This window comes from Aeromicrobium massiliense JC14 (assembly GCF_000312105.1).
GTDB classification, from domain to species: Bacteria; Actinomycetota; Actinomycetes; order Propionibacteriales; family Nocardioidaceae; genus Aeromicrobium; species Aeromicrobium massiliense.
Window position 1 is genome coordinate 561553 of sequence record NZ_HE978637.1, and the last position, 19665, is coordinate 581217.

Sequence of the window (19665 nt, forward strand, 5' to 3'; positions counted from 1 at the left end):
AGCTCTCGACTCAAGGACGTCCCGCGCCCATGTTCGACTCCCTGCAAGACCGCCTGCAGTCCGCGTTCAAGAACCTGCGCGGCAAGGGTCGGCTCTCCGAGGCCGACATCGACGCCACCGCGCGCGAGATCCGCGTCGCGCTGCTCGACGCGGACGTGGCGCTGCCGGTCGTCAAGGAGTTCGTCGCGCACGTCAAGGAGCGCGCCCGTGGCTCCGAGGTGAGCCAGGCGCTCAACCCGGCCCAGCAGGTCATCAAGATCGTCAACGACGAGCTCGTCGCGACCCTTGGCGGCGAGACCCGCCGGGTCCGCTTCGCCAAGACCGCCCCGACCGTGATCATGCTCGCCGGCCTCCAGGGCGCCGGAAAGACGACGCTCGCCGGCAAGCTCGCCCGCTGGTTCAAGGACAACGGCCACTCGCCGATGCTCGTGGCCGCCGACCTCCAGCGTCCGAACGCCGTCACCCAGCTGCAGGTCGTCGGCGAGCAGGCCGGCGCCACCGTCTACGCGCCCGCTCCCGGCAACGGCGTCGGCGACCCGGTGCAGGTCGCGCGCGACTCGATCGTCGAGGCCCGCCGCACCCTGCACGACGTCGTCATCGTCGACACCGCCGGACGCCTGGGCATCGACGCCGAGCTCATGCAGCAGGCCGCCGACATCCGCGCCGCGGTGAACCCCGACGAGGTCCTGTTCGTCATCGACGCGATGATCGGCCAGGACGCCGTCGCCACGGCGCAGGCCTTCCTCGAGGGCGTCGACTTCACCGGTGTCGTCCTCACCAAGCTCGACGGCGACGCCCGCGGCGGTGCCGCGCTGTCGGTCCGCGCGCTCACCGGCCGGCCGATCATGTTCGCCTCCACCGGCGAGAAGCTGACCGACTTCGACGTCTTCCACCCCGACCGCATGGCCTCGCGCATCCTCGACATGGGCGACGTCATGACGCTCATCGAGCAGGCCGAGAAGGCCTTCGACGCCGAGCAGGCCGAGAAGGACGCGGCCAAGATCGTCCAGGGCTCGTTCACGCTCGACGACTTCCTCAAGCAGATGGAAGCCATGAGCAAGATGGGCTCGATGACGAAGCTGCTGGGCATGCTCCCCGGCATGGGCCAGTACAAGGAGCAGCTCGCCAACTTCGACGAGAGCCAGGTCGTGCGCATCAAGGCGGTCATCCAGTCGATGACCCCGGCCGAGCGCGACAACCCCAAGCTGATCGACGGCTCGCGCCGCCTGCGCATCTCCAAGGGCTCCGGCACCCAGGTCAAGGACGTCAACGAGCTCGTCGACCGCTTCTACGAGGCGCGCAAGATGATGCAGGCGATGGCCAAGGGCGGCGGCATGCCCGGGATGCCCGGCATGCCCGGCGCGGGGATGCCCGGCATGCCCGGCAAGCGTGCGGGCGCCAAGCAGAAGCCGCAGAACAAGGGCAAGAAGGGCAAGCGTGTGTCGGGCAACCCGGCCAAGCGCGCCGCCGCGTCGCAGGGCAAGCCCGAGCAGAAGCCCGACGGCGCCGCGGCGTTCGGCTTCGGCGCCCAGCCCGGCGCCGAGGACTTCGAGCTGCCCAAGGAGCTCAAGGACCTCCTGTAGGGCACGTCCGTGGACGTCGTCCTGCTCGGCAGCGGTGCGGCCGACGGCTGGCCCAACCCGTTCTGCGCGTGCGGCTCGTGCCGTGACGCGGCCGAGCGTGGCGTGGTCCGCGGGCAGTCGTCCGCGCTGGTCGACGGCACGCTGCTGCTCGACTGCGGGTCCGGCGTGCCGGCGCAGGCGGTCCGGCTCGGCCACTCGCTGGCCGGGGTGCGTCACGTCCTGGTGACCCACGCCCACGTCGACCACCTCGGTCCGCAGGCGCTGCTGTTCCGCTCGTGGGCGTCCGCCGGGCCGCTCGACGTCGTGGGCCCCGCCGCCGCGCTCGAGGAGTGCCGCGACTGGATCGGGCCGGACGACCCGGTGCGGCTCGTGCCGGTCGAGGCCGGTGACGAGCTGGCGGTGGGGGAGCACCTGGTGCGCGTCCTGCCCGCCGCCCACCGGGTGATGGCCGACGGCGACGCGGTGCTCTACGACGTCACCGCCCCCGACGGCGCCCGGCTGCTCTGGGCCTGCGACACCGGTCCGTGGCCGTCCGACTGGTACGTCGCGGTCGCCGAGGCCCGCTACGACCTCGTCCTGATCGAGCAGACCCACGGCCGGCGCACCGACCTCGGCGACGGCCACCTGCACCTGGGCACGTTCGGCGACGTCCTGGCCGGCCTGCGCGAGGCCGGGGCCGTGGACGAGCGGACGCGGGTGCGCGCCGTGCACCTGGGACACCACAACCCGCCCGAGCCCGAGCTGGTCGCCGCGCTGGTCGCGCTGGGCGCCGAGCCGGGACGCGACGGCGAGCGGCTCGCCGTGCCCCCGCGCGCCGCGGGGCACCGGCGCTAGTACGGTCGAGCGCATGGGGAACGCACCGCTCGTGGTCGTGATGGGCATCTCCGGCGTCGGGAAGTCCGCGGTGGGCCACGAGGTGGCCGACCGCCTGGACGTGCCCTACGCCGACGGCGACGACTACCACCCGCCGGCCAACATCGAGAAGATGTCCGCGGGCACCCCGCTGGACGACGACGACCGCTGGCCCTGGCTGCGTGCGGTGGGGCAGTGGCTCGCCGACCGCTCCGACACCGGCGGCGTCATCAGCTGCTCGGCGCTGAAGCGGGCCTACCGCGACGTGCTGCGCGACGCGGCCCCGGACGTGCTGTTCCTGCACCTCGTGGGCGACCACGACCTCATCGCCGATCGCATGTCGCACCGCGAGCACTTCATGCCGGTGTCGCTGCTGGAGTCCCAGGAGCGCACGCTCGAGCCGCTCGCCGACGACGAGCGCGGCTGGGTCTACGACATCACGCCGCCCCCGGACGAGATCGCCCGACACTTCCTCGCCGACGCCGGACTGGAGAACCCCGCATGACCGTGCCGACCCTGCTCCTGCCCGCCGCCACCGACGCGGTCGATCCCGTCGCCGGCGACGGCCAGCTCATCACCGCCGCCCTCGTGGGCATCGCGGTGCTCGTCCTGCTCATCACGGTGGTCAAGCTCCACCCGTTCCTGAGCCTCACGATCGGCTCGCTCGTCGTCGGCCTGGTCGCGACCATGCCGATGGTCGACACCGTCGCCGCCTTCACGAAGGGCTTCGGCGAGACGTCCGCCAACGTCGGCATCCTGGTCGCCCTCGGCGCCATGTTCGGCAAGCTGCTGGCCGACTCCGGGGGAGCGGACGCCGTCGTGGACGCCATCGTCGGTCGGTCGAGCCCCCGCGTGCTGCCGTGGGCGATGGCCGGCATCGGCGCGCTCATCGGCCTGCCGATGTTCTTCGAGATCGGCCTGGTCCTGCTGCTGCCGATCGTCTTCCTGGTCGCCAGGCGCTCGGAGCAGAACGTCGTCGCGCTCGGCATCCCGGCCCTGGCCGGCCTGTCGGCCATGCACGCGTTCGTGCCGCCGCACCCCGGTCCGCTGATCGCGATCGACGCGGTCGGCGCCGACCTGGGCACCACGCTCGGCCTGGGCATCCTCGTCGCGCTGCCGACGATCGTCGTCGCCGGTCCTCTGTTCGGCATGCTTGCGGCTCGCTGGGTCCGCATTCCCGCGCCCACGACGTTCGAGCGCACCAACGTGCCCGAGCACGGAGCCCGTCCGTCCTTCGGCGCCACCGTCGCGACCATCCTGCTGCCGATCGTGCTCATGATGGCCAAGGCCGTCGTGGACGTGCTCGAGGTGGACAACTGGGTGGGCACCGCGCTCGACTTCCTCGGCACCCCGATCATCGCGCTGCTCATCTCGGTGCTGGTGGCCATGGTCGTGTTCGGCCGCGGCGCGCGCATGAGCCGCGACGAGGTCATGAAGATCGTCGAGGGGTCGCTGCCCGGCGTCGCCGGCATCATCCTCATCGTCGGCGCCGGCGGCGGCTTCAAGGAGACGCTCATCGAGACCGGCATCGCGCAGGTCGTCGCCGACTGGGTCAGCGAGTCCGGCTTCTCCGTGCTGGTCGTCGCCTGGCTGGTCGCCGTCGGCATCCGCCTGGCCACGGGCTCGGCCACGGTCGCCACCGTCACGGCGGCGGGCATCATGGCCCCGATCGCCGAGGGACTGGGCTCGGTGGAGACCTCGCTGCTCGTGCTGGCCATCGGCGCCGGCTCGGTCTTCTTCTCGCACGTCAACGACGCGGGCTTCTGGCTGGTCAAGGAGTACTTCCGCATGGACGTCCCGCAGACCATCAAGACCTGGTCGCTCATGGAGACCGTCCTGTCGGTCACCGGCCTGGGCGTCGTGCTGCTCGCCGACCTCGTCGTCGGGCTGCTCTAGCCGCCCGCGCGGACGTCGCGGTAGACCACGCCTGCGGCGAGGCCGGACAGGCCGCGCCGGTCGCGGGTGCAGGGCACCGCGACGAACGCGACCAGGAGCGCCAGCTGGGTGAGCGCCGTCAGCGCCTCGCCGGTCGCCATCGGGACGCCGGGCGCGGTGGCGGCGGCGTGCAGCACCGCCAGCGTGCCGCTCGTGCCCAGGACGCGCCGCACCCGCCGCGACGGCCGCGGAGGTCCGTCCCAGGACGGGGCGAGCCACATCGCTCGCTGCCCCAGGGACGCACCCGAGCGGCTCAGCGCCGGCAGCAGGGCGACCACGAGGGCAGGCAGCACGGCCGTCGCCGTCCACTCCGGCCAGCCGGTCTCGAGCGGGACGTCCCGGCCCGCCGCCAGCCGGGCCAGGCGGTAGAGCACCACGAGCACCCCGCCGAGGAACGAGTACGCGGCCAGGTCCACGACCATGCCGCTCCACCGCCGCCACGTGGTGACCGGGCGGGCGAGGTCGCGCTCCCGCCGCAGCGCGCGGGCGTCAGGCATCCAGCCGAGCAGCAGCGGCGCGAGCGCCGCGCCGACCAGGGTGCCGGCCGTGTTGGTGAGCACGTCGTCGACGTCGCCCACGCGGTAGCTGCAGCCGACCAGCCCGAACCAGCCGGTGTACTGGGTCGTCTCGATCAGCAGCGACAGAAGGAACCCGCTGGCGGTGGCGCGCAGCAGGCTGAGGCCCGCGAAGCGCCGGGCCAGGACGCCCCACGGCACGAACAGCGCCACGTTCAGCACGACCTGCAGGACGACGGTCGAGGTCAACGTCGCGCGCGGCCCGAGCCCGGCGGTCTGCTCGCGGACGTCCGCCAGGCTGTGCAGCGGCACCAGCTCCGCACCCACCGCGTGCTCGGCGCACCACTGGGTCAGGTCGCCGCTGGGCAGGGGGAGCAGCGTGTAGGCCGCCAGGGTGAGCAGGTACACCACCAGCGCGGCCGACCCCAGCAGCCGCAGGAGCGACAGGCGTCCGTACCGGCGGACCTGGACGACCAGGATGGGTACCAGGAGCGCCAGGAAGGCCCCGGACCCGAGTACGACGCCGATCCAGGCGGGCCAGGTCCAGGCGTCGTCCACGCCGCGAGCGTAGGCGGGCCCGAGGCGCCGCGCGCGCCGGGTTGGAGACCGCCGGGCGTCTCTGGCAGAATGATCCCTTGTGTCCGCTGGGCACGGGACCCTCTCAGCCCGTGCTCGCCGGTCCCACGACCTTCCCCGGGTCCGCGTCCCCACACGGCACCGGCGGTCATCACACTCGAGCTCCAAGGAGACACCACAACCGTGGCAGTCAAGATTCGCCTCAAGCGCATGGGCAAGATCCGTGCTCCGTTCTACCGCATCGTCGTCGCCGACTCGCGCACCAAGCGCGACGGCCGCGTGATCGAGGAGATCGGTACGTACAACCCCAAGACCGAGCCCTCGACGATCTCGGTCGACTCCGAGCGCGCCAAGCACTGGCTCTCGGTCGGCGCGCAGCCCACCGAGGCCGTCGCCGCGATCCTCAAGATCACCGGCGACCTGGGCGACGGCAAGAGCACCCTCAAGACCCCCACGGCCAAGCGCGACAAGGCCGAGGCGTTCAACGAGGCGCTCAGCGAGATCCACGCCGAGCCGAAGGCCGAGGCCACCACGGCCAAGAAGCCGGCCAAGAAGAAGGCCGACGAGCCCAAGGCCGACGAGCCCAAGGCCGACGAGCCCAAGGCTGACGAGGCTCCCGCCGCCGAGACCCCGGCGGACGAGTCCTGACGATGGGCGCCCCGCTCGACGAGGTCATCGAGCACCTCGTGGCCGGCATCGTCGATCATCCCGACGACGTCGACGTGCGTGCGAAGTCGACCCAGCGCGGTGAGCTGTTCGAGGTCCGGGTCAACCCCGCCGACCTCGGCAAGGTGATCGGCCGTCAGGGCCGCACCGCCACCGCCATCCGCACGGTCGCGAGCGCGCTCGCCGGCCGCGGCGGTGCGCGTATCGACTTCGTCGACGTCGACCGCCGGAGGTAGCGACGTGCGTGTCGTGGTCGGCCGCATCGGCCGCGCCCATGGCATCCGTGGCGAGGTCAGCGTCGAGCCCCGCACCGACGAGCCCGAGCGCAGGTTTGCGCCGGGCTCGTCGGTCGTCTCGGGCTCGCGGACGCTGACGATCGTCACGGCTCGCCACCACTCGGGTCGTCTGCTCGTCCGGTTCACCGGCGTCGACGACCGCAACGCCGCCGAGGCGCTCCGCGGGCTCCTGCTCGAGGTCGACATCGACCCCGACGAGCTCCCCGACGACCCGGACGAGTTCTACGACCACCAGCTCGAGGGCCTCGAGGTCCGCAGCGCCGGCGAGGTCGTCGGCACCGTGACCCAGGTGGTCCACCTGCCTGCGCAGGACCTGCTGCTCGTGAAGCTCGAGGGACGCGAGGTCTACGTCCCGTTCGTGACCGAGATCGTGCCCGTCGTGGACGTCCGCGGCGGCTTCGTCGAGGTCGCCGACGTGCCGGGCCTGCTCGACCCCGACGGCGCCGACGTCGTCCCCACCGACGAGGGCTGACGTGCGCATCGACGTCGTCTCGATCTTCCCGGCCTACCTCGACGCGCTCGACCTCTCGCTGGCCGGCAAGGCGCGGGCCGCGGGCCTGCTGACCGTCCAGGCGCACGACCTGCGCGACTGGACCCGCGACCGGCACCGCACGGTCGACGACACCCCGTACGGCGGGGGAGCGGGCATGGTCATGAAGCCCGAGCCGTGGGGCGAGGCGCTCGACGCGACGATGACCGACGACGGCGTGCTCGTCGTGCCCACGCCGTCCGGTCAGCCGTTCACCCAGGCCGTCGCCCACGAGCTGGCTGCCGAGCAGCACCTCGTCTTCGCCTGCGGGCGCTACGAGGGCATCGACCAGCGCGTCCTCGACCACGCCGCGTCGCGCTGGCGCGTGCGCGAGCTCTCGCTCGGCGACTTCGTGCTCAACGGCGGCGAGGTCGCCGCGCTGGCCATCATCGAGGCCACCGTCCGGCTCGTGCCCGGCTTCATGGGCAACCCGCAGTCGCTCGCCGAGGAGTCCCACGGCGAGGACGGCTTGCTGGAGTACCCCGTCTACACCAAGCCCTCGTCGTGGCGTGAGCTCGACGTCCCGGACGTGCTGCTGTCGGGCAACCACGGCGCGATCGCCGCGTGGCGCCGCGAGCAGTCGCTCGAGCGCACCCGCACGCGCCGCCCCGACCTCCTCGCTCCCGAAACGGACTCGTAACACCGCTGCCGTTCATGTAACGACGCCGACACCGCACGGCAAACGCCTGCGAACAGGCAGGGACCACGCTGACGCCAGGTCCGCGGAGCAACGACGCACTCGTGGACGTCCCCTTGTTCACCAGTGAAGAGGTTTGAGATGGAAGCGGGAACTATCTGGCTGCTGCTCTGCGCAGCCCTGGTCTTGTTCATGACCCCCGGCCTGGCGTTCTTCTACGGCGGCCTGGTCAAGGCCAAGAGCGTCGTCTCGATGATGATGCTCAGCTTCGGCGCCATGGGCCTGGTCTTCGTCCTGTGGGTGCTCTACGGCTTCAACATGGGCTCCAACGGCAGCGACCTGATCGACGGCTGGCTGGCCAACCCGTTCTCGGACTTCGCGCTGTCGGACATGGCCAAGAACGACCCGGCCAGCCTGGCCGGCGTGGCGTTCGGCTCGACCTTCGCGGTCATCACCACCGCGCTGATCTCCGGCGCCGTGGCCGACCGGGCGCGGTTCCTGCCGTGGATGGTCTTCGCCGGCATCTGGGCGACGCTCGTCTACTTCCCCTCGCAGGGCTGGGTCTGGGGCTTCGACGACGAGGGCCTGACCGGCTGGATCGGCACCTTCACCGTCGGTGACGCGACCCCGATCGACTGGGCCGGCGGCACGGTCGTCCACATCAGCGCCGGCGCGGCGGCCCTGGCCCTCGCGCTCGTCCTGGGCAAGCGTGTCACGGGCTTCACCAAGGAGGACGCCGTCCCGCACAACGTCCCGCTCGTGCTCATCGGCGCCGCGATCCTGTGGTTCGGCTGGTTCGGCTTCAACACCGGTGCCGCGGTCGAGAACGGCCAGGGCGCGCTGATCTTCCTCAACACGATCGTCGCCCCGGCCGCCGGCCTGCTCGGCTTCGTGGTCATCGAGCACCTCAAGGAGGGCAAGGCCACCGCGGTCGGCGCCGCCTCGGGCGTCGTCGCCGGCCTCGTCGCCATCACCCCGGCCTGCGCCAACCTGACGCCGTTCTGGTCGATCGTCCTCGGCCTGCTCGCCGGCATCGCGTGCGCCTTCGCCATCGACCTCAAGTACAAGCTCGGCTACGACGACTCGCTCGACGTGGTCGGCCTGCACCTGGTCGCCGGCGTGCTGGGCTGCCTGTACCTGGGCTTCTTCGCCACCGACACCGGCCTGTTCGTCGGCGGCAACATCGACCAGCTGGTCGCGCAGGTCGTCCCCGTCGTGGTCGTCATGGCCTACTCGTTCGCGGTGGCCTTCGCCGTCGCGACCGTCCTGGACAAGACGATCGGCTTCCGCGTGAAGGAGGAGGACGAGGTCGCCGGCATCGACACCGCGCTGCACGGCGCGGGTTACGCCTTCGACTGACCGGCTCGCTGACGGGCCCCGCCGGACACGCTCCGGCGGGGCCCCGTCACGTCCGGCCCGACTTCTCCGGCCCGGACGCGCTGTGGCAGACTTGTCCCTCGGTGTCGCACCACGCTGCCGCAGGGGCACGGTGCATCACGACGCCACCTCAGACTCAGCACCACCGAACCCACCGTGGCCGACCTGCGGCTGCTGCGAGAGAAGAGAAGACATGACCAACGTCATCGACCAGGTTGCCGCTCAGTCGCTGCGCGACGACATCCCCGCGTTCCGCGCCGGCGACACCCTCAAGGTCCACGTCAAGGTCGTCGAGGGCAACCGCTCCCGCGTCCAGGTCTTCCAGGGCGTCTGCATCAAGGTGCAGGGCTCGGGCATCGGCCGCACCTTCACGGTCCGCAAGGTCAGCTTCGGCGTCGGTGTCGAGCGCACCTTCCCGCTGCACACCCCGGTCATCGAGAAGATCGAGATCGCGACCCGTGGCGACGTGCGTCGCGCCAAGCTGTACTACCTGCGCAACCTGCGCGGCAAGGCGGCCAAGATCAAGGAGAAGCGGGACGTCTGAGTCCCTCGTCCGACGAGGGGCTAGGCTCACCGCGTGACGCAGCAGGCCGACAAGAGGCACCTCCCCATCTGGCAGGAGACGATCCTGCTGGTGGTCACCGCGGTGGTCATCGCGGTCGTCGTCAAGACGTTCTTCCTCCAGGCGTTCTACATCCCGTCCGGCTCCATGGAGCCGACGATGGTCGAGAACGACCGCCTGCTCGTGCAGAAGGTCTCGTACTGGTCCGGTGACCCGGACCGCGGCGACATCGTGGTGTTCGATGACCCCGGGGGCTGGCTGGCCGAGGACGAGTCGCGTGCCGCGACGAACCCGGTCCAGAAGGCCCTCGAGGTCGTCGGCCTGTACCCGACCGGCGGGCACCTGATCAAGCGCGTCGTGGGCGTCGGCGGCGACACCGTCCGGTGCTGCACCGACGACGGACGCCTGACGGTGAACGGCACGCCGATCACCGAGGAGTACCCGCTCGACCCGTCGGTCACGGCCGACACCCCGTTCGAGGTGAAGGTGCCCCAGGGCTACCTGTGGGTGATGGGCGACAACCGCGACAACTCCGCCGACTCGCGCGCCCACATGGGCGAGCCCGGCGGCGGCTTCGTGCCCGTCTCCGACGTCGTCGGCAAGGCCTGGCTGCGCGTGTGGCCGTTCGACCGCGGCGGGTTCGTGGACGGCACCGACGCCTTCGACGACGTGGCGGAACCGAAGAAGTGACCGCCACGGTCGAGACGCCCCGGCGCGCGTCCCGTCCCCGCTCGGCGGCGCCGAGCCTGCGGGTCGAGCGCCGCATGCTGCGCGAGGGCGGCACGACCCTGGCCTGCTTCGACGAGGTGGGCCGCGGTGCCCTGTGCGGCCCGGTCACCATCGGCGCCGTGCTCATCACGGCCGAGACGCCCACGGCACCGCAGGGCGTCCGCGACAGCAAGCTGCTCACCGCCGACGCCCGTGAGCGCCTGGCGCCGCGCATCCGGCGCTGGGCCACCGCCCACGCCGTGGGCCACGCGTCGTCGGCCGAGATCGACGAGCACGGCATCATCGCCGGCCTCCGGCTCGCCGGGCACCGGGCGCTGGCCGGCCTCGGCGTCGTGCCGGACGCCGTCCTGCTCGACGGCAACCACGACTACCTCACGACGCCGGCCCAGACCGGACTGTTCGCCCCGCCGTTCGAGGTCGACCACGTCCCGCCGGTCACCACGATGATCAAGGCCGACATGCAGTGCGCCGCCGTGGCCGCCGCCAGCATCCTGGCCAAGACGGCCCGCGACGCGATCATGGTCGCGCTGGCCGACGACCACCCGCAGTACGGCTGGCACGAGAACAAGGGCTACTCCGCGCCCGGCCACGTCGCCGCGCTCGCCGAGCACGGCCCCAGCCCGCACCACCGCGTGTCGTGGCGCCTGCCCGGGCTCGGCGGCGCGCACGACGTGCCGCCCGAGGCTCTGCTCGACTGAGGCGTCCCGCCCGTACAGTTGTCGCCACCTGCCACCCGAAGGAGCGCTTGACGCATGAGTGCCGAGGACCTGGAGCGGTACGAGTCGGAGATGGAGCTCGCGCTCTACCGCGAGTACCGCGACGTCGTCGAGATCTTCAAGTACGTCGTCGAGACCGACCGGCGCTTCTACCTGTGCAACGCCGTCGACGTGAAGGTGCGCTCCGAGACCGGTGACGCGTACTTCGAGGTCACCATGAGCGACGCCTGGGTGTGGGACATCTACCGCCCCGCGCGGTTCGCCAAGAACGTCAAGGTGCTCACCTTCAAGGACGTCAACGTCGAGGAGCTGAGCAAGTCCGACTTCAAGGTCCCGACGACCTGACATGGACCTGCGCCCCACTCCCGAGCAGGAGTCCTTCCGCGACGTCACCCGTGCCTTCCTGGAGCGCGAGGTCGTCCCGTTCCGCCGCGACTGGGACCGGGCGGAGTCGATCGACACGTCGCTGATCGGACGGTTGGGGGAGCAGGGCTTCTTCGGCGTCACCATCCCCGAGGAGCTCGGCGGCGTCGGCTTCGACTACGTCACGTACGCGCTGATGATGGAGGAGCTCGGCCGCGCGGACTCGTCCGTGCGCGGCATCGTCTCGGTCTCGTCCGGGCTCGTCGGCAAGCCGGTCCTCGAGCATGGCACGCCCGAGCAGCAGGAGGAGTGGCTGCGCCCGATCGCCCGCGGCGAGAAGCTCGGCTGCTTCGGCCTCACCGAGCCCGGCACCGGCTCGGACGCCGGCAGCCTGACCACGCGGGCGGCGCGCGACGGCGACGACTACGTCATCGACGGCGCCAAGATCTTCATCACCAACGGCACGTGGGCAGACGTGTGCCTGGTCTTCGCCCGCACCGGCGGCCCCGGGCCGAAGGGCATCAGCGCCTTCCTCGTGCCCACCGACACGCCGGGGTTCGAGCGGCGCGAGATCAAGGGCAAGCTCGGCCTGCGCGGCCAGGCCACCGCCGAGCTGTCCTTCCAGGGCGTCCGGGTGCCGGCGTCGGCGCGGCTCGGCGAGGAGGGGCAGGGCTTCAAGATCGCCATGTCCACCCTCGACAAGGGGCGGCTCGGCATCGCCGCGTCCTGCGTGGGCATCGTCCAGGGCTGCCTCGAGGCGGTCGTGGAGTACACCACCCAGCGCGAGCAGTTCGGCCGTCCGATCGCCGGCTTCCAGCTCGTGCAGGAGATCATCGCCGACCTCAGCGTCGACGCCGACGCGGCCCGGCTGCTCGTGTGGCGCTGCGCCGACCTGGTCGACCGCGGCGAGCCGTTCGGCGTGGCCGCGTCCAAGGCCAAGTACTTCGCCAGCGAGGCGGCCGTCCGCGCGTCCAACCAGGCGATCCAGGCCTTCGGCGGCTACGGCTACGTCGACGAGTACCCGGTGCAGAAGTACCTGCGCGACGCGCGGGTGATGACGCTGTACGAGGGCACGAGCCAGGTGCAGAAGCTGCTCATCGGCCGCGCCGAGACCGGCATCAACGCCTTCACCTGATCGTCCACAGGGCCGCACGCCGGTCCGCCCGTCCACAGCCGAGGGTGACGGTGCCGCCCGGGGTCGGTGACCGCCACGAGCGTGGACGCCATGACCTACGCACGCAACAAGGCGCTCGGCGGGTACGGCGAGCGGGTGGCGGCCGACCACCTGGTGGCCCAGGGCATGGTGATCCTGGCCCGCAACTGGACCTGCCGGTACGGCGAGATCGATCTCGTCGCCCGTGACGGCTCGACGCTCGTCGTGTGCGAGGTCAAGACCCGCACGTCCGAGACCCACGGGTCGCCGTTCGAGGCCGTGTCGGCGGTGAAGGCCGCTCGGCTGCGCCGGCTCGCCTCGCACTGGCTGGAGGTGCACGACCTGCACCCGCCGGCCGTCCGCATCGACGTCGTCTCGGTGCGTCTGCCCCGCCGCGGCGCGCCGGTGGTCGAGCGCGTGACAGGAGTGGCCTGATGGCGTCCGCGACGCGGTCGGTCGCGCTCGACGGGCTGTCCGGCCGGCTGATCGAGGTCGAGGTCGACGTGAGCAGCGGGCTGCCGACCACGGTGGTCGTCGGCCTCGCCGACACCATGGTGAGCGAGGCCCGCGACCGGGTCCGCGCCGCGGTGGTCAACTCCGGCACGTCCTGGCCCGACCAGCGGGTGACGATCAACCTGGCGCCCAGCACGCTCCCCAAGACCGGCAGCCACTACGACCTGGCGATCGCGGTGGCCGTCCTCGGGGCCAAGGACGTGCTGCCGCTCGACGCGCTGCGTGACGCCGTGCTGCTCGGCGAGCTGGCCCTCGACGGACGCTTGCGCGCGGTGCGCGGCGTCCTGCCAGCGGCGCTCGCCGCGGCGGAGGCCGGGGCCGACCACGTGGTCGTGCCGGAGTCCAACGTCGCCGAGGCGTCGCTCGTGCCGGGACTGCGGGTCGTGGGCGTCCGCTCCCTGCGCCATCTCGTCGCGCTGCTGACCGGCGAGGACGAGCCCGACGACCCCCCGGTGCCGCCGCTCGAGCCGTCGCGCGAGACCCGGTGGGACGCGTGCGCGGGTCTCGACCTCGCCGACGTCGCCGGCCAGGACGAGTCGCGGCTGTCGGTGGTCGTGGCGGCTGCCGGCGGGCACCACCTGCTCATGACCGGCCCGCCGGGCATCGGCAAGACGATGCTCGCCCAGCGACTGCCCGGCCTGCTCCCGGACCTCGAGCGTGACCAGTCGCTGTCGGTCAGCGCCGTCCACTCGGTCGCCGGGGTGCTGTCGGCCGACGAGCCGCTGCTGGTGCGTCCGCCGTTCCTCGACCCGCACCACACGGCCAGCGCGGTGTCGATCGTCGGTGGGGGCACGCGCGGCGTCCGTCCGGGAGCGATGAGCCTGGCGCACCACGGGGTCCTGTTCATGGACGAGGCGCCGGAGTTCGCGTCCAACGTGCTCGACGCGCTGCGCCAGCCGCTCGAGTCCGGACGCGTCGTCGTCTCCCGGGCGGCCCAGACCGCCGTGTACCCGGCGCGGTTCCAGCTCGTCCTGGCCGCGAACCCGTGTCCGTGCGGCCGGGCGGGCAGCACGGTCGACCGGTGCGAGTGCACCCCGCTCATGCGCCGGCGCTACTCCGACCGCATCTCCGGCCCGATCCGCGACCGCATCGACATCCACCGCACGCTGGTGGCCCAGTCGCGGCCCGAGCTGGCGGGGGCCCTCGGCGACGCCCGCAGCACCCGCGAGGTCGCCGAGCGGGTGGCCGAGGCTCGCGTCCGGCAGCGCCGGCGGTACGCCGACACGCCGTGGCGCACGAACGCCGACGTCCCGGGTGCCGAGCTGCGCCGGCGGTGGCCGCTGGCCGACGACGGGCATGCACTGGTCGACGCCCAGCTGCGAGCCCAGCGGCTCAACGCCCGCTCCGCCGACCGGGTCCTGCGGCTGGCGTGGAGCGTGGCCGACCTCGTGGGCCACGACCGCCCCGGCGCGAGCGACGTCGAGGCCGCCCTGGCGCTGCGTGGCTCGTTGCCGTTGCCGGGCCACCTCCGCACCTTGGTGGCGAGCGCGTGAACCGGACCGTGAGCCGGGAGTCGGACGTCCGTCGCCGGCTGAGCCTGGTGGCCGAGCCGGGCGACCCGCGCCTGCGCGACCTGCTGCAGCAGCACGAGCCCGGCGCCGTGCTGGCCGCGGCCGGCGGACGCGGGGTGCTCGACGGGCGCCCGCTGCCCGCGGCCTGGCAGGAGCGCGCGGCCGGGGTCGACGACGCCGACGGCGCCGCCCTGGCCCGGGCGCGGACCTGCGGGCTGCGCTGGGTGGTTCCCGGTGACGACGAGTGGCCGGACGGGGTGGACGACCTCGACCACGTCGAGCCGCTCGGGGGCACCGCCGGTGCGCCGCTCGGGCTGTGGGTCCGAGGCGCGGTGAGGCTCGACGAGGTGCTGGGCGCCGCGGTCGCGATCGTGGGTGCTCGCGCGGCCACGACCTACGGGCTCGGCCTGGCCGGCGAGCTCGGTGCCGGGCTGGGCGACGCGGGGGCCACCGTCGTCAGCGGCGCGGCGTTCGGCATCGACGCCGCCGCGCACCGCGGGGCCCTGGCCGCGGGCGGCGCCACTGTCGCGGTGCTGGCCGGGGGAGCGGACCTGCCGTACCCGCGGGCCCACGCGTCGCTGCTCGACCTCGTCGCCGCCGGCGGCGCGGTGGTGAGCGAGCAGCCGCCGGGCCAGGTCGCGATCCGAGCGAGGTTCCTGACCCGCAACCGGCTCATCGCCGCCCTGGCCGGTGGCACCGTCGTGGTGGAGGCCGCCGCCCGGAGCGGCTCGTTGAACACGCTGCGCTGGGCCGACCGGCTCGGCCGCACGACGATGGGCACGCCGGGCCCGGTCACCTCGCAGATGTCCGAGGGCGTCCACCTCGCGCTGCGCTCCGGCGAGGCCGAGCTGGTCACGCGGGCCGAGGACGTCCTGGAGTCGCTCGGCGGCATCGGGGCCGAGCCTGCTCCCGACGTGGTGCGTCGGACCACCGCCTACGACCGGCTCGGGCCCGACGCGGCGCGGACGCTTGACGGCCTGCGCTGGAACGAGTCCCTGACGACCGAGCAGGTGGCCGGGCGGGTCGGCCTCGCGGCCGCCCAGGCACAGGAGCACCTGACCACGCTCGCCGACGCCGGCTACGCCGAGCGGCTCGGCGACGGTTGGACCCTCGTGCGGCGCGCCGACCTGGCCTGACCTCGGCGCGTCGCGGGGGAGCGGCGAGCCTGCGGGGCGAGACTGGGATGGTGACGGAGCCGCGCGACGCCTGGGACGAGGTGCTGGACGTCTACGCCCACCACCTGCGTCACGAACGCGGGCTGTCCGAGCACTCGGTCCGGGCCTACGTCACGGACCTGCAGGCGCTGGCCGAGAACGCCCGGCTGCTGCACGTCCTCGACCCCGCCCACCTCACCCTGCGCACGCTGCGCAGCCACCTGGCCAACCAGCAGACCCGCGGCCGCGCCCGCACCACGCTCGCGCGTCGGGCGACCTCGGCCCGTGTGTTCACCGCGTGGCTCGTGCGCACGGGGCGGGCGACCCAGGACGCGGGCGCGCTGCTCGCCAGCCCGCGTCCGCACCGGCCCCTGCCGCCGACGCTGCGCCGCGACGAGGTCGAGACGATGCTCGAGCGGGTCACGGACGGCCTGCCGGACGAGGGGCCGCTGGGCCTGCGCGACCTGGCGATCCTGGAGCTGCTGTACGCCACCGGCATCCGCGTGGCCGAGCTCGCCGGGCTGGACGTCGACGACGTCGACCGTGAGCGCCACGTCGTCCGGGTGCTGGGCAAGGGCAGCAAGGAGCGGGTCGTCCCGTTCGGCGGTCCGGCCGCCGACGCGGTCGAGGAGTGGGCCCGCCGCGGACGCCCCGCGCTGGCGACGGCCGCCTCCGGGCACGCGCTGTTCCTGGGTGCCCGTGGCGGACGCATCGACGTGCGGGCGGTGCGCCGGATCGTGCACGAGCGGCTCCGGCTCGTCGACGACGCGCCGGACCTTGGTCCGCACGGCCTGCGGCACAGCGCCGCCACGCACCTGCTCGAGGGCGGCGCGGACCTGCGCAGCGTCCAGGAGATGCTCGGCCACTCGTCCATGGCCACCACGCAGATCTACACCCACGTCAGCACCGACCGGCTGCGCCAGGCCTACCGCCAGGCGCACCCGCGCGCCTGACTCAGCCCAGCGGGTCCACGGGCGTGCCGCCCACCACGAGCATGAGGTGCAGGTGGCAGCCGGTCGACGAACCGGTCGACCCGACGCGGCCGACGACGTCGCCCGCCGCGACGCTCTGGCCGGGCCGGACGTCCATCGCCGACAGGTGGGCGTAGCCGGTCACCGCGTCCCCGTGCCCGACGTCGACCCGGTTGCCGTAGGCCCCGGCGAACGACGCCGACGAGACGGTGCCGGCCGCGGCCGCGCGCACCGGGGTGCCGCACGGGGCCGCGATGTCCGTGCCGTCGTGCAGCTTGCGCGCGCCGGTCACCGGATGGACCCGCATGCCGAACGCGGACGTGACCGGGCCGGCCACGGGCCGCTCCAGCTCGCCGGACCACTCGCCGGCCGGCGGCTGGGGGAGCGGGCCGTCCGGGTCGACCAGCCGGAAGCGGCCGGCGCCGAGAGCCGCCAGGGGATCGAGGTACTCGTCACCGGCCAGGCGGCCCAGGTGCAGGCAGGCCCTCGGCGCGCAATGGCTGTGCTCGACCACGAGCCGGCCGACCGGCTCGCCGGCACGGACGGCGTCGCCGACCCGGACCCCGGCCGTGACCGGCTGGTAGGTCGAGCGCTCGGCGCCGTGGTCGACCACCACCACGGGCACCCCGCCCACCTGGCCCGCGAACGTCACCCGCCCGGCCGCCACGGCGCGCACGGCCTCGCCGGCCTCCCCGCGCAGGTCGACGCCGCGGTTGCCCGCGCCGTACTCGCTCGCCGGCGGCTCGAAGCCGCGCTCCACCGCGGTGTCGGACAGCGGCCAGGTCCACCGGGGCGGAGCGGCGTGGGCCGGAGTCGCGGCGAGCAGCAGGAGGGCGGCGAGCAGGAGGCGGGCGAGGGTGCGCATGTCCCCAGCGAACGCCCGCGAGGGACGCGGCGCGACGCCCCACGCGCCGCCTGTGGACGTCGTCCGGGGACCCCGGCGGTGTGGACCGAGCCGATTTCCAGCACCGCGAGCCGGCGAGGTAGGATGTCCCCATCACCTCACCGGAGGTGAAATTCGCGCGCCTGCACCACCCTGCGAGGGGTGGACCGGGTCCTGGTCTCCTCGGAGCCCTTCCCGCTCGGCAGGCGCCAGGGTGTCGGCGGAGGTCGCCGGCACGTCAACCAGGACCGGCACGCGCGAGCGTGCCACAAGGAGGAACGGCCATGGCCGTCGTCACCATGCGTCAGCTGCTCGAGAGCGGCGTCCACTTCGGGCACCAGACCCGTCGCTGGAACCCCAAGATGAAGCGCTTCATCCTGACCGAGCGCAACGGCATCTACATCATCGACCTGCAGCAGTCGCTGGCCTACATCGACTCCGCGTTCGAGTACGTCAAGAACACCGTCGCCCGCGGCGGCACGATCCTGTTCGTCGGCACCAAGCGCCAAGCGCAGGAGCCGATCGAGGAGCAGGCCAAGCGCGTCGGCATGCCCTACGTGAACCAGCGCTGGCTGGGCGGCATGCTCACCAACTTCACCACGATGCACCAGCGCCTCCAGCGCATGAAGGAGCTCGAGGAGATCAACTTCGACGACGTGGCCGGCTCCGGTCGCACGAAGAAGGAGCTCCTGCAGATGCGTCGTGAGTACGACAAGCTCAACCGCACCCTCGGCGGCATCCGCGACATGGGCAAGACCCCGGCCGCGGTCTGGATCGTCGACACCAAGAAGGAGCGTCTGGCGGTCGACGAGGCCAAGAAGCTGGGCATCCCGGTCGTCGCGATCCTCGACACCAACTGCGACCCCGACGACGTCGACTACCCGATCCCGGGCAACGACGACGCGATCCGCTCGGTCGCCGTCCTGACCCGTGTCGTCGCCGACGCCGTCGCCGAGGGCCTCAAGGCCCGCAGCGGCGCGCAGGCCGCCACCGAGACGCCGGGCGCGGACGAGCCGCTGGCCGAGTGGGAGCAGGAGCTCCTGCAGACCGGTGCCGAGACTCCGGCCGCCGACGCCGCCGCCACGGAGGCTCCGGCCGCCACGACCGAGCCGACCGAGGCCCCCGCCTCGGAGACGGCCGAGGCTCCCGCCGAGACCACCGAGGCGCCCGTCGCCGAGGCTCCGGCCACCACCGAGAACGCCTGATCGGTCGGCTCCGGCCGACCACCCGACCACCGCGGACGGCGGTCGCCGAGCAGCGATGCTCGGCGGCCGCCACCACGACGTAAAGGACACCCCATGGCAATCACCGCCGCAGACGTGAAGAAGCTCCGCGACGCCACCGGCGCGGGCATGATGGACGCCAAGAAGGCCCTCACCGAGGCCGACGGCGACTTCGACAAGGCCGTCGAGATCCTGCGCATCTCGGGTGCCGCCAAGGCCGCCAAGCGCGGCGCCGAGCGCGAGGCCACCGCCGGTCTCGTCGCCAGCAACGGCAACGCCCTGGTCGAGCTCAACGCCGAGACCGACTTCGTCGCCAAGAACGACCAGTTCATCGCCCTGGCCGAGCAGCTCGCCGCCGCCGCCAACGAGAACAAGACCACCGACGCCGCCGCGCTCGCCGCGGTGACGCTCGAGGACGGCCGCACCGTAGCCGACACCGTGAGCCAGCTGGCCTCGGTCATCGGCGAGAAGATCGAGCTCGGCCGCGTGGCCTACCTCGACGGCGACGTCGCCGTGTACCTGCACCGTCGCGCCAGCGACCTGCCGCCGGCCGTCGGCGTCCTCGTCTCGTACGAGGGCCCGGACGAGGCTGCCGCCCGCGGCGCCGCGATGCAGATCGCCGCGATGCGTCCGCGCTTCCTCTCCCGTGAGGACGTCCCGGCCGAGACCGTCGCCAAGGAGCGCGAGATCGCCGAGGCCATCGCCCGCGAGGAGGGCAAGCCGGAGCAGGCGCTGCCCAAGATCGTCGAGGGGCGCGTCAACGGCTTCTTCAAGGAGGTCGCCCTCCTGGACCAGCCGTCGGTCACCGACAACAAGAAGACGGTCAAGGGCGTGCTCGACGAGGCCGGCGTGAAGGTCACCGGCTTCGCGCACATCGAGATCGGCGCCTGATCACCTACGATCGACAGCACGACGAGACGA

General features: G+C 72.9%; 22 protein-coding genes. 20 read left to right on the forward strand and 2 right to left on the reverse strand.

Annotated features, from left to right (window positions below; translation table 11 throughout):
* Positions 1-29 precede the first annotated feature (29 nt).
* Genes ffh through HGAM_RS09995 form a run of 4 tightly spaced genes read left to right on the forward strand, consistent with a single transcriptional unit; the run spans position 30 to position 4331 of the window.
* A complete protein-coding gene (ffh, locus tag HGAM_RS09980; protein ID WP_019145346.1) occupies positions 30-1583 on the forward strand; it encodes a signal recognition particle protein in 1554 nt (517 codons plus the stop codon).
* Positions 1584-1592: 9 nt separating this feature from the next.
* Positions 1593-2417: an MBL fold metallo-hydrolase gene (locus HGAM_RS09985; protein WP_019145347.1), complete on the forward strand. Its 825-nt coding sequence runs from the start codon at positions 1593-1595 to the stop codon at positions 2415-2417.
* Positions 2418-2430: 13 nt separating this feature from the next.
* On the forward strand, positions 2431-2940 hold the full coding sequence (locus HGAM_RS09990) for a gluconokinase (RefSeq protein WP_019145348.1): 510 nt from the start codon (positions 2431-2433) through the stop codon (positions 2938-2940).
* Positions 2937-4331 (forward strand): GntP family permease, encoded by a 1395-nt coding sequence (locus HGAM_RS09995; RefSeq protein WP_019145349.1) that lies wholly within the window; start codon positions 2937-2939, stop codon positions 4329-4331. The genes HGAM_RS09990 and HGAM_RS09995 overlap by 4 nt, the downstream gene beginning before the upstream one ends.
* On the opposite strand, the gene HGAM_RS18730 is transcribed toward HGAM_RS09995, so the two are convergent.
* Positions 4328-5443, reverse strand: a complete 1116-nt coding sequence (locus tag HGAM_RS18730) for a VanZ family protein (RefSeq protein ID WP_019145350.1) — start codon at positions 5441-5443, stop codon at positions 4328-4330. The two genes, HGAM_RS09995 and HGAM_RS18730, sit on opposite strands and share 4 nt — an antisense overlap.
* Before the next feature lie 201 nt (positions 5444-5644).
* On the opposite strand from HGAM_RS18730, the gene rpsP reads away from it, so the two are divergent.
* From rpsP to HGAM_RS10070, 14 genes are all read left to right on the forward strand, one after another.
* Positions 5645-6109: a 30S ribosomal protein S16 gene (gene rpsP / locus HGAM_RS10005; protein ID WP_020691690.1), complete on the forward strand. Its 465-nt coding sequence runs from the start codon at positions 5645-5647 to the stop codon at positions 6107-6109.
* A gap of 2 nt (positions 6110-6111) precedes the next feature.
* Positions 6112-6363 carry an RNA-binding protein gene (locus tag HGAM_RS10010; RefSeq protein ID WP_019145352.1) on the forward strand — a complete coding sequence of 84 codons (252 nt, stop codon included), beginning with the start codon at positions 6112-6114 and terminating at the stop codon, positions 6361-6363.
* 4 nt (positions 6364-6367) lie between these two features.
* Positions 6368-6895, forward strand: coding sequence for a ribosome maturation factor RimM (gene rimM / locus HGAM_RS10015; protein WP_019145353.1), 528 nt, complete (start codon positions 6368-6370; stop codon positions 6893-6895).
* 1 nt (position 6896) lies between these two features.
* Positions 6897-7592: a tRNA (guanosine(37)-N1)-methyltransferase TrmD gene (trmD, locus tag HGAM_RS10020; RefSeq protein WP_019145354.1), complete on the forward strand. Its 696-nt coding sequence runs from the start codon at positions 6897-6899 to the stop codon at positions 7590-7592.
* Between the two features lie 138 nt (positions 7593-7730).
* Positions 7731-8948: an ammonium transporter gene (locus HGAM_RS10025; protein ID WP_020691689.1), complete on the forward strand. Its 1218-nt coding sequence runs from the start codon at positions 7731-7733 to the stop codon at positions 8946-8948.
* Between the two features lie 211 nt (positions 8949-9159).
* A complete protein-coding gene (gene rplS / locus HGAM_RS10030) occupies positions 9160-9510 on the forward strand; it encodes a 50S ribosomal protein L19 (RefSeq protein ID WP_019145356.1) in 351 nt (116 codons plus the stop codon).
* A gap of 33 nt (positions 9511-9543) precedes the next feature.
* The gene (gene lepB / locus HGAM_RS10035; protein ID WP_019145357.1) at positions 9544-10218 is read left to right on the forward strand and encodes a signal peptidase I; all 675 of its coding nucleotides are present in this window, start codon (positions 9544-9546) and stop codon (positions 10216-10218) included.
* On the forward strand, positions 10215-10955 hold the full coding sequence (locus HGAM_RS10040) for a ribonuclease HII (RefSeq protein ID WP_019145358.1): 741 nt from the start codon (positions 10215-10217) through the stop codon (positions 10953-10955). The genes lepB and HGAM_RS10040 overlap by 4 nt, the downstream gene beginning before the upstream one ends.
* A 54-nt stretch (positions 10956-11009) precedes the next feature.
* Positions 11010-11318, forward strand: coding sequence for a DUF2469 domain-containing protein (locus tag HGAM_RS10045; RefSeq protein WP_019145359.1), 309 nt, complete (start codon positions 11010-11012; stop codon positions 11316-11318).
* A 1-nt stretch (position 11319) separates the two neighbouring features.
* The gene (locus tag HGAM_RS10050; protein ID WP_019145360.1) at positions 11320-12471 is read left to right on the forward strand and encodes an acyl-CoA dehydrogenase family protein; all 1152 of its coding nucleotides are present in this window, start codon (positions 11320-11322) and stop codon (positions 12469-12471) included.
* Positions 12472-12561: 90 nt separating this feature from the next.
* Complete coding sequence (locus HGAM_RS10055; protein ID WP_038951717.1) at positions 12562-12924, forward strand: YraN family protein; 363 nt, start codon at positions 12562-12564, stop codon at positions 12922-12924.
* The gene (locus tag HGAM_RS10060; RefSeq protein WP_019145362.1) at positions 12924-14495 is read left to right on the forward strand and encodes a YifB family Mg chelatase-like AAA ATPase; all 1572 of its coding nucleotides are present in this window, start codon (positions 12924-12926) and stop codon (positions 14493-14495) included. The genes HGAM_RS10055 and HGAM_RS10060 overlap by 1 nt, the downstream gene beginning before the upstream one ends.
* Positions 14492-15649, forward strand: a complete 1158-nt coding sequence (locus HGAM_RS10065; protein WP_019145363.1) for a DNA-processing protein DprA — start codon at positions 14492-14494, stop codon at positions 15647-15649. Before HGAM_RS10060 ends, HGAM_RS10065 begins: the two co-directional genes overlap by 4 nt.
* Positions 15650-15696: 47 nt before the next feature.
* Positions 15697-16620: a tyrosine recombinase XerC gene (locus HGAM_RS10070; RefSeq protein WP_019145364.1), complete on the forward strand. Its 924-nt coding sequence runs from the start codon at positions 15697-15699 to the stop codon at positions 16618-16620.
* 1 nt (position 16621) lies between these two features.
* On the opposite strand, the gene HGAM_RS18735 is transcribed toward HGAM_RS10070, so the two are convergent.
* Positions 16622-17503, reverse strand: a complete 882-nt coding sequence (locus HGAM_RS18735) for a M23 family metallopeptidase (RefSeq protein ID WP_049798231.1) — start codon at positions 17501-17503, stop codon at positions 16622-16624.
* Between the two features lie 302 nt (positions 17504-17805).
* Here HGAM_RS18735 and rpsB point away from each other — a divergent pair, with 302 nt between their 5' ends.
* Both rpsB and tsf read left to right on the forward strand, forming a co-directional pair.
* Positions 17806-18726 carry a 30S ribosomal protein S2 gene (gene rpsB, locus HGAM_RS10085; protein WP_019145365.1) on the forward strand — a complete coding sequence of 307 codons (921 nt, stop codon included), beginning with the start codon at positions 17806-17808 and terminating at the stop codon, positions 18724-18726.
* Between the two features lie 93 nt (positions 18727-18819).
* Positions 18820-19635: a translation elongation factor Ts gene (tsf, locus tag HGAM_RS10090; protein WP_020691686.1), complete on the forward strand. Its 816-nt coding sequence runs from the start codon at positions 18820-18822 to the stop codon at positions 19633-19635.
* The last annotated feature ends 30 nt before the right edge of the window (positions 19636-19665 follow it).

Excerpts from the sequence above, each read along its gene's own strand:
- HGAM_RS10070 (WP_019145364.1), top strand. The coding sequence starts at position 15,697 with ATGGTGACGGAGCCGCGCGACGCCTGGGACGAGGTGCTGGACGTCTAC.
- HGAM_RS10060 (WP_019145362.1), top strand. The coding sequence starts at position 12,924 with ATGGCGTCCGCGACGCGGTCGGTCGCGCTCGACGGGCTGTCCGGCCGG.
- ffh (WP_019145346.1), top strand. The coding sequence starts at position 30 with ATGTTCGACTCCCTGCAAGACCGCCTGCAGTCCGCGTTCAAGAACCTG.
- rplS (WP_019145356.1), top strand. The coding sequence starts at position 9,160 with ATGACCAACGTCATCGACCAGGTTGCCGCTCAGTCGCTGCGCGACGAC.
- HGAM_RS10055 (WP_038951717.1), top strand. The coding sequence starts at position 12,562 with ATGACCTACGCACGCAACAAGGCGCTCGGCGGGTACGGCGAGCGGGTG.
- HGAM_RS09995 (WP_019145349.1), top strand. The coding sequence starts at position 2,937 with ATGACCGTGCCGACCCTGCTCCTGCCCGCCGCCACCGACGCGGTCGAT.
- HGAM_RS10010 (WP_019145352.1), top strand. The coding sequence starts at position 6,112 with ATGGGCGCCCCGCTCGACGAGGTCATCGAGCACCTCGTGGCCGGCATC.
- HGAM_RS18735 (WP_049798231.1), bottom strand. The coding sequence starts at position 17,503 with ATGCGCACCCTCGCCCGCCTCCTGCTCGCCGCCCTCCTGCTGCTCGCC.
- rpsB (WP_019145365.1), top strand. The coding sequence starts at position 17,806 with ATGGCCGTCGTCACCATGCGTCAGCTGCTCGAGAGCGGCGTCCACTTC.
- tsf (WP_020691686.1), top strand. The coding sequence starts at position 18,820 with ATGGCAATCACCGCCGCAGACGTGAAGAAGCTCCGCGACGCCACCGGC.
- HGAM_RS10050 (WP_019145360.1), top strand. The coding sequence starts at position 11,320 with ATGGACCTGCGCCCCACTCCCGAGCAGGAGTCCTTCCGCGACGTCACC.
- HGAM_RS09990 (WP_019145348.1), top strand. The coding sequence starts at position 2,431 with ATGGGGAACGCACCGCTCGTGGTCGTGATGGGCATCTCCGGCGTCGGG.
- HGAM_RS10045 (WP_019145359.1), top strand. The coding sequence starts at position 11,010 with ATGAGTGCCGAGGACCTGGAGCGGTACGAGTCGGAGATGGAGCTCGCG.
- HGAM_RS10025 (WP_020691689.1), top strand. The coding sequence starts at position 7,731 with ATGGAAGCGGGAACTATCTGGCTGCTGCTCTGCGCAGCCCTGGTCTTG.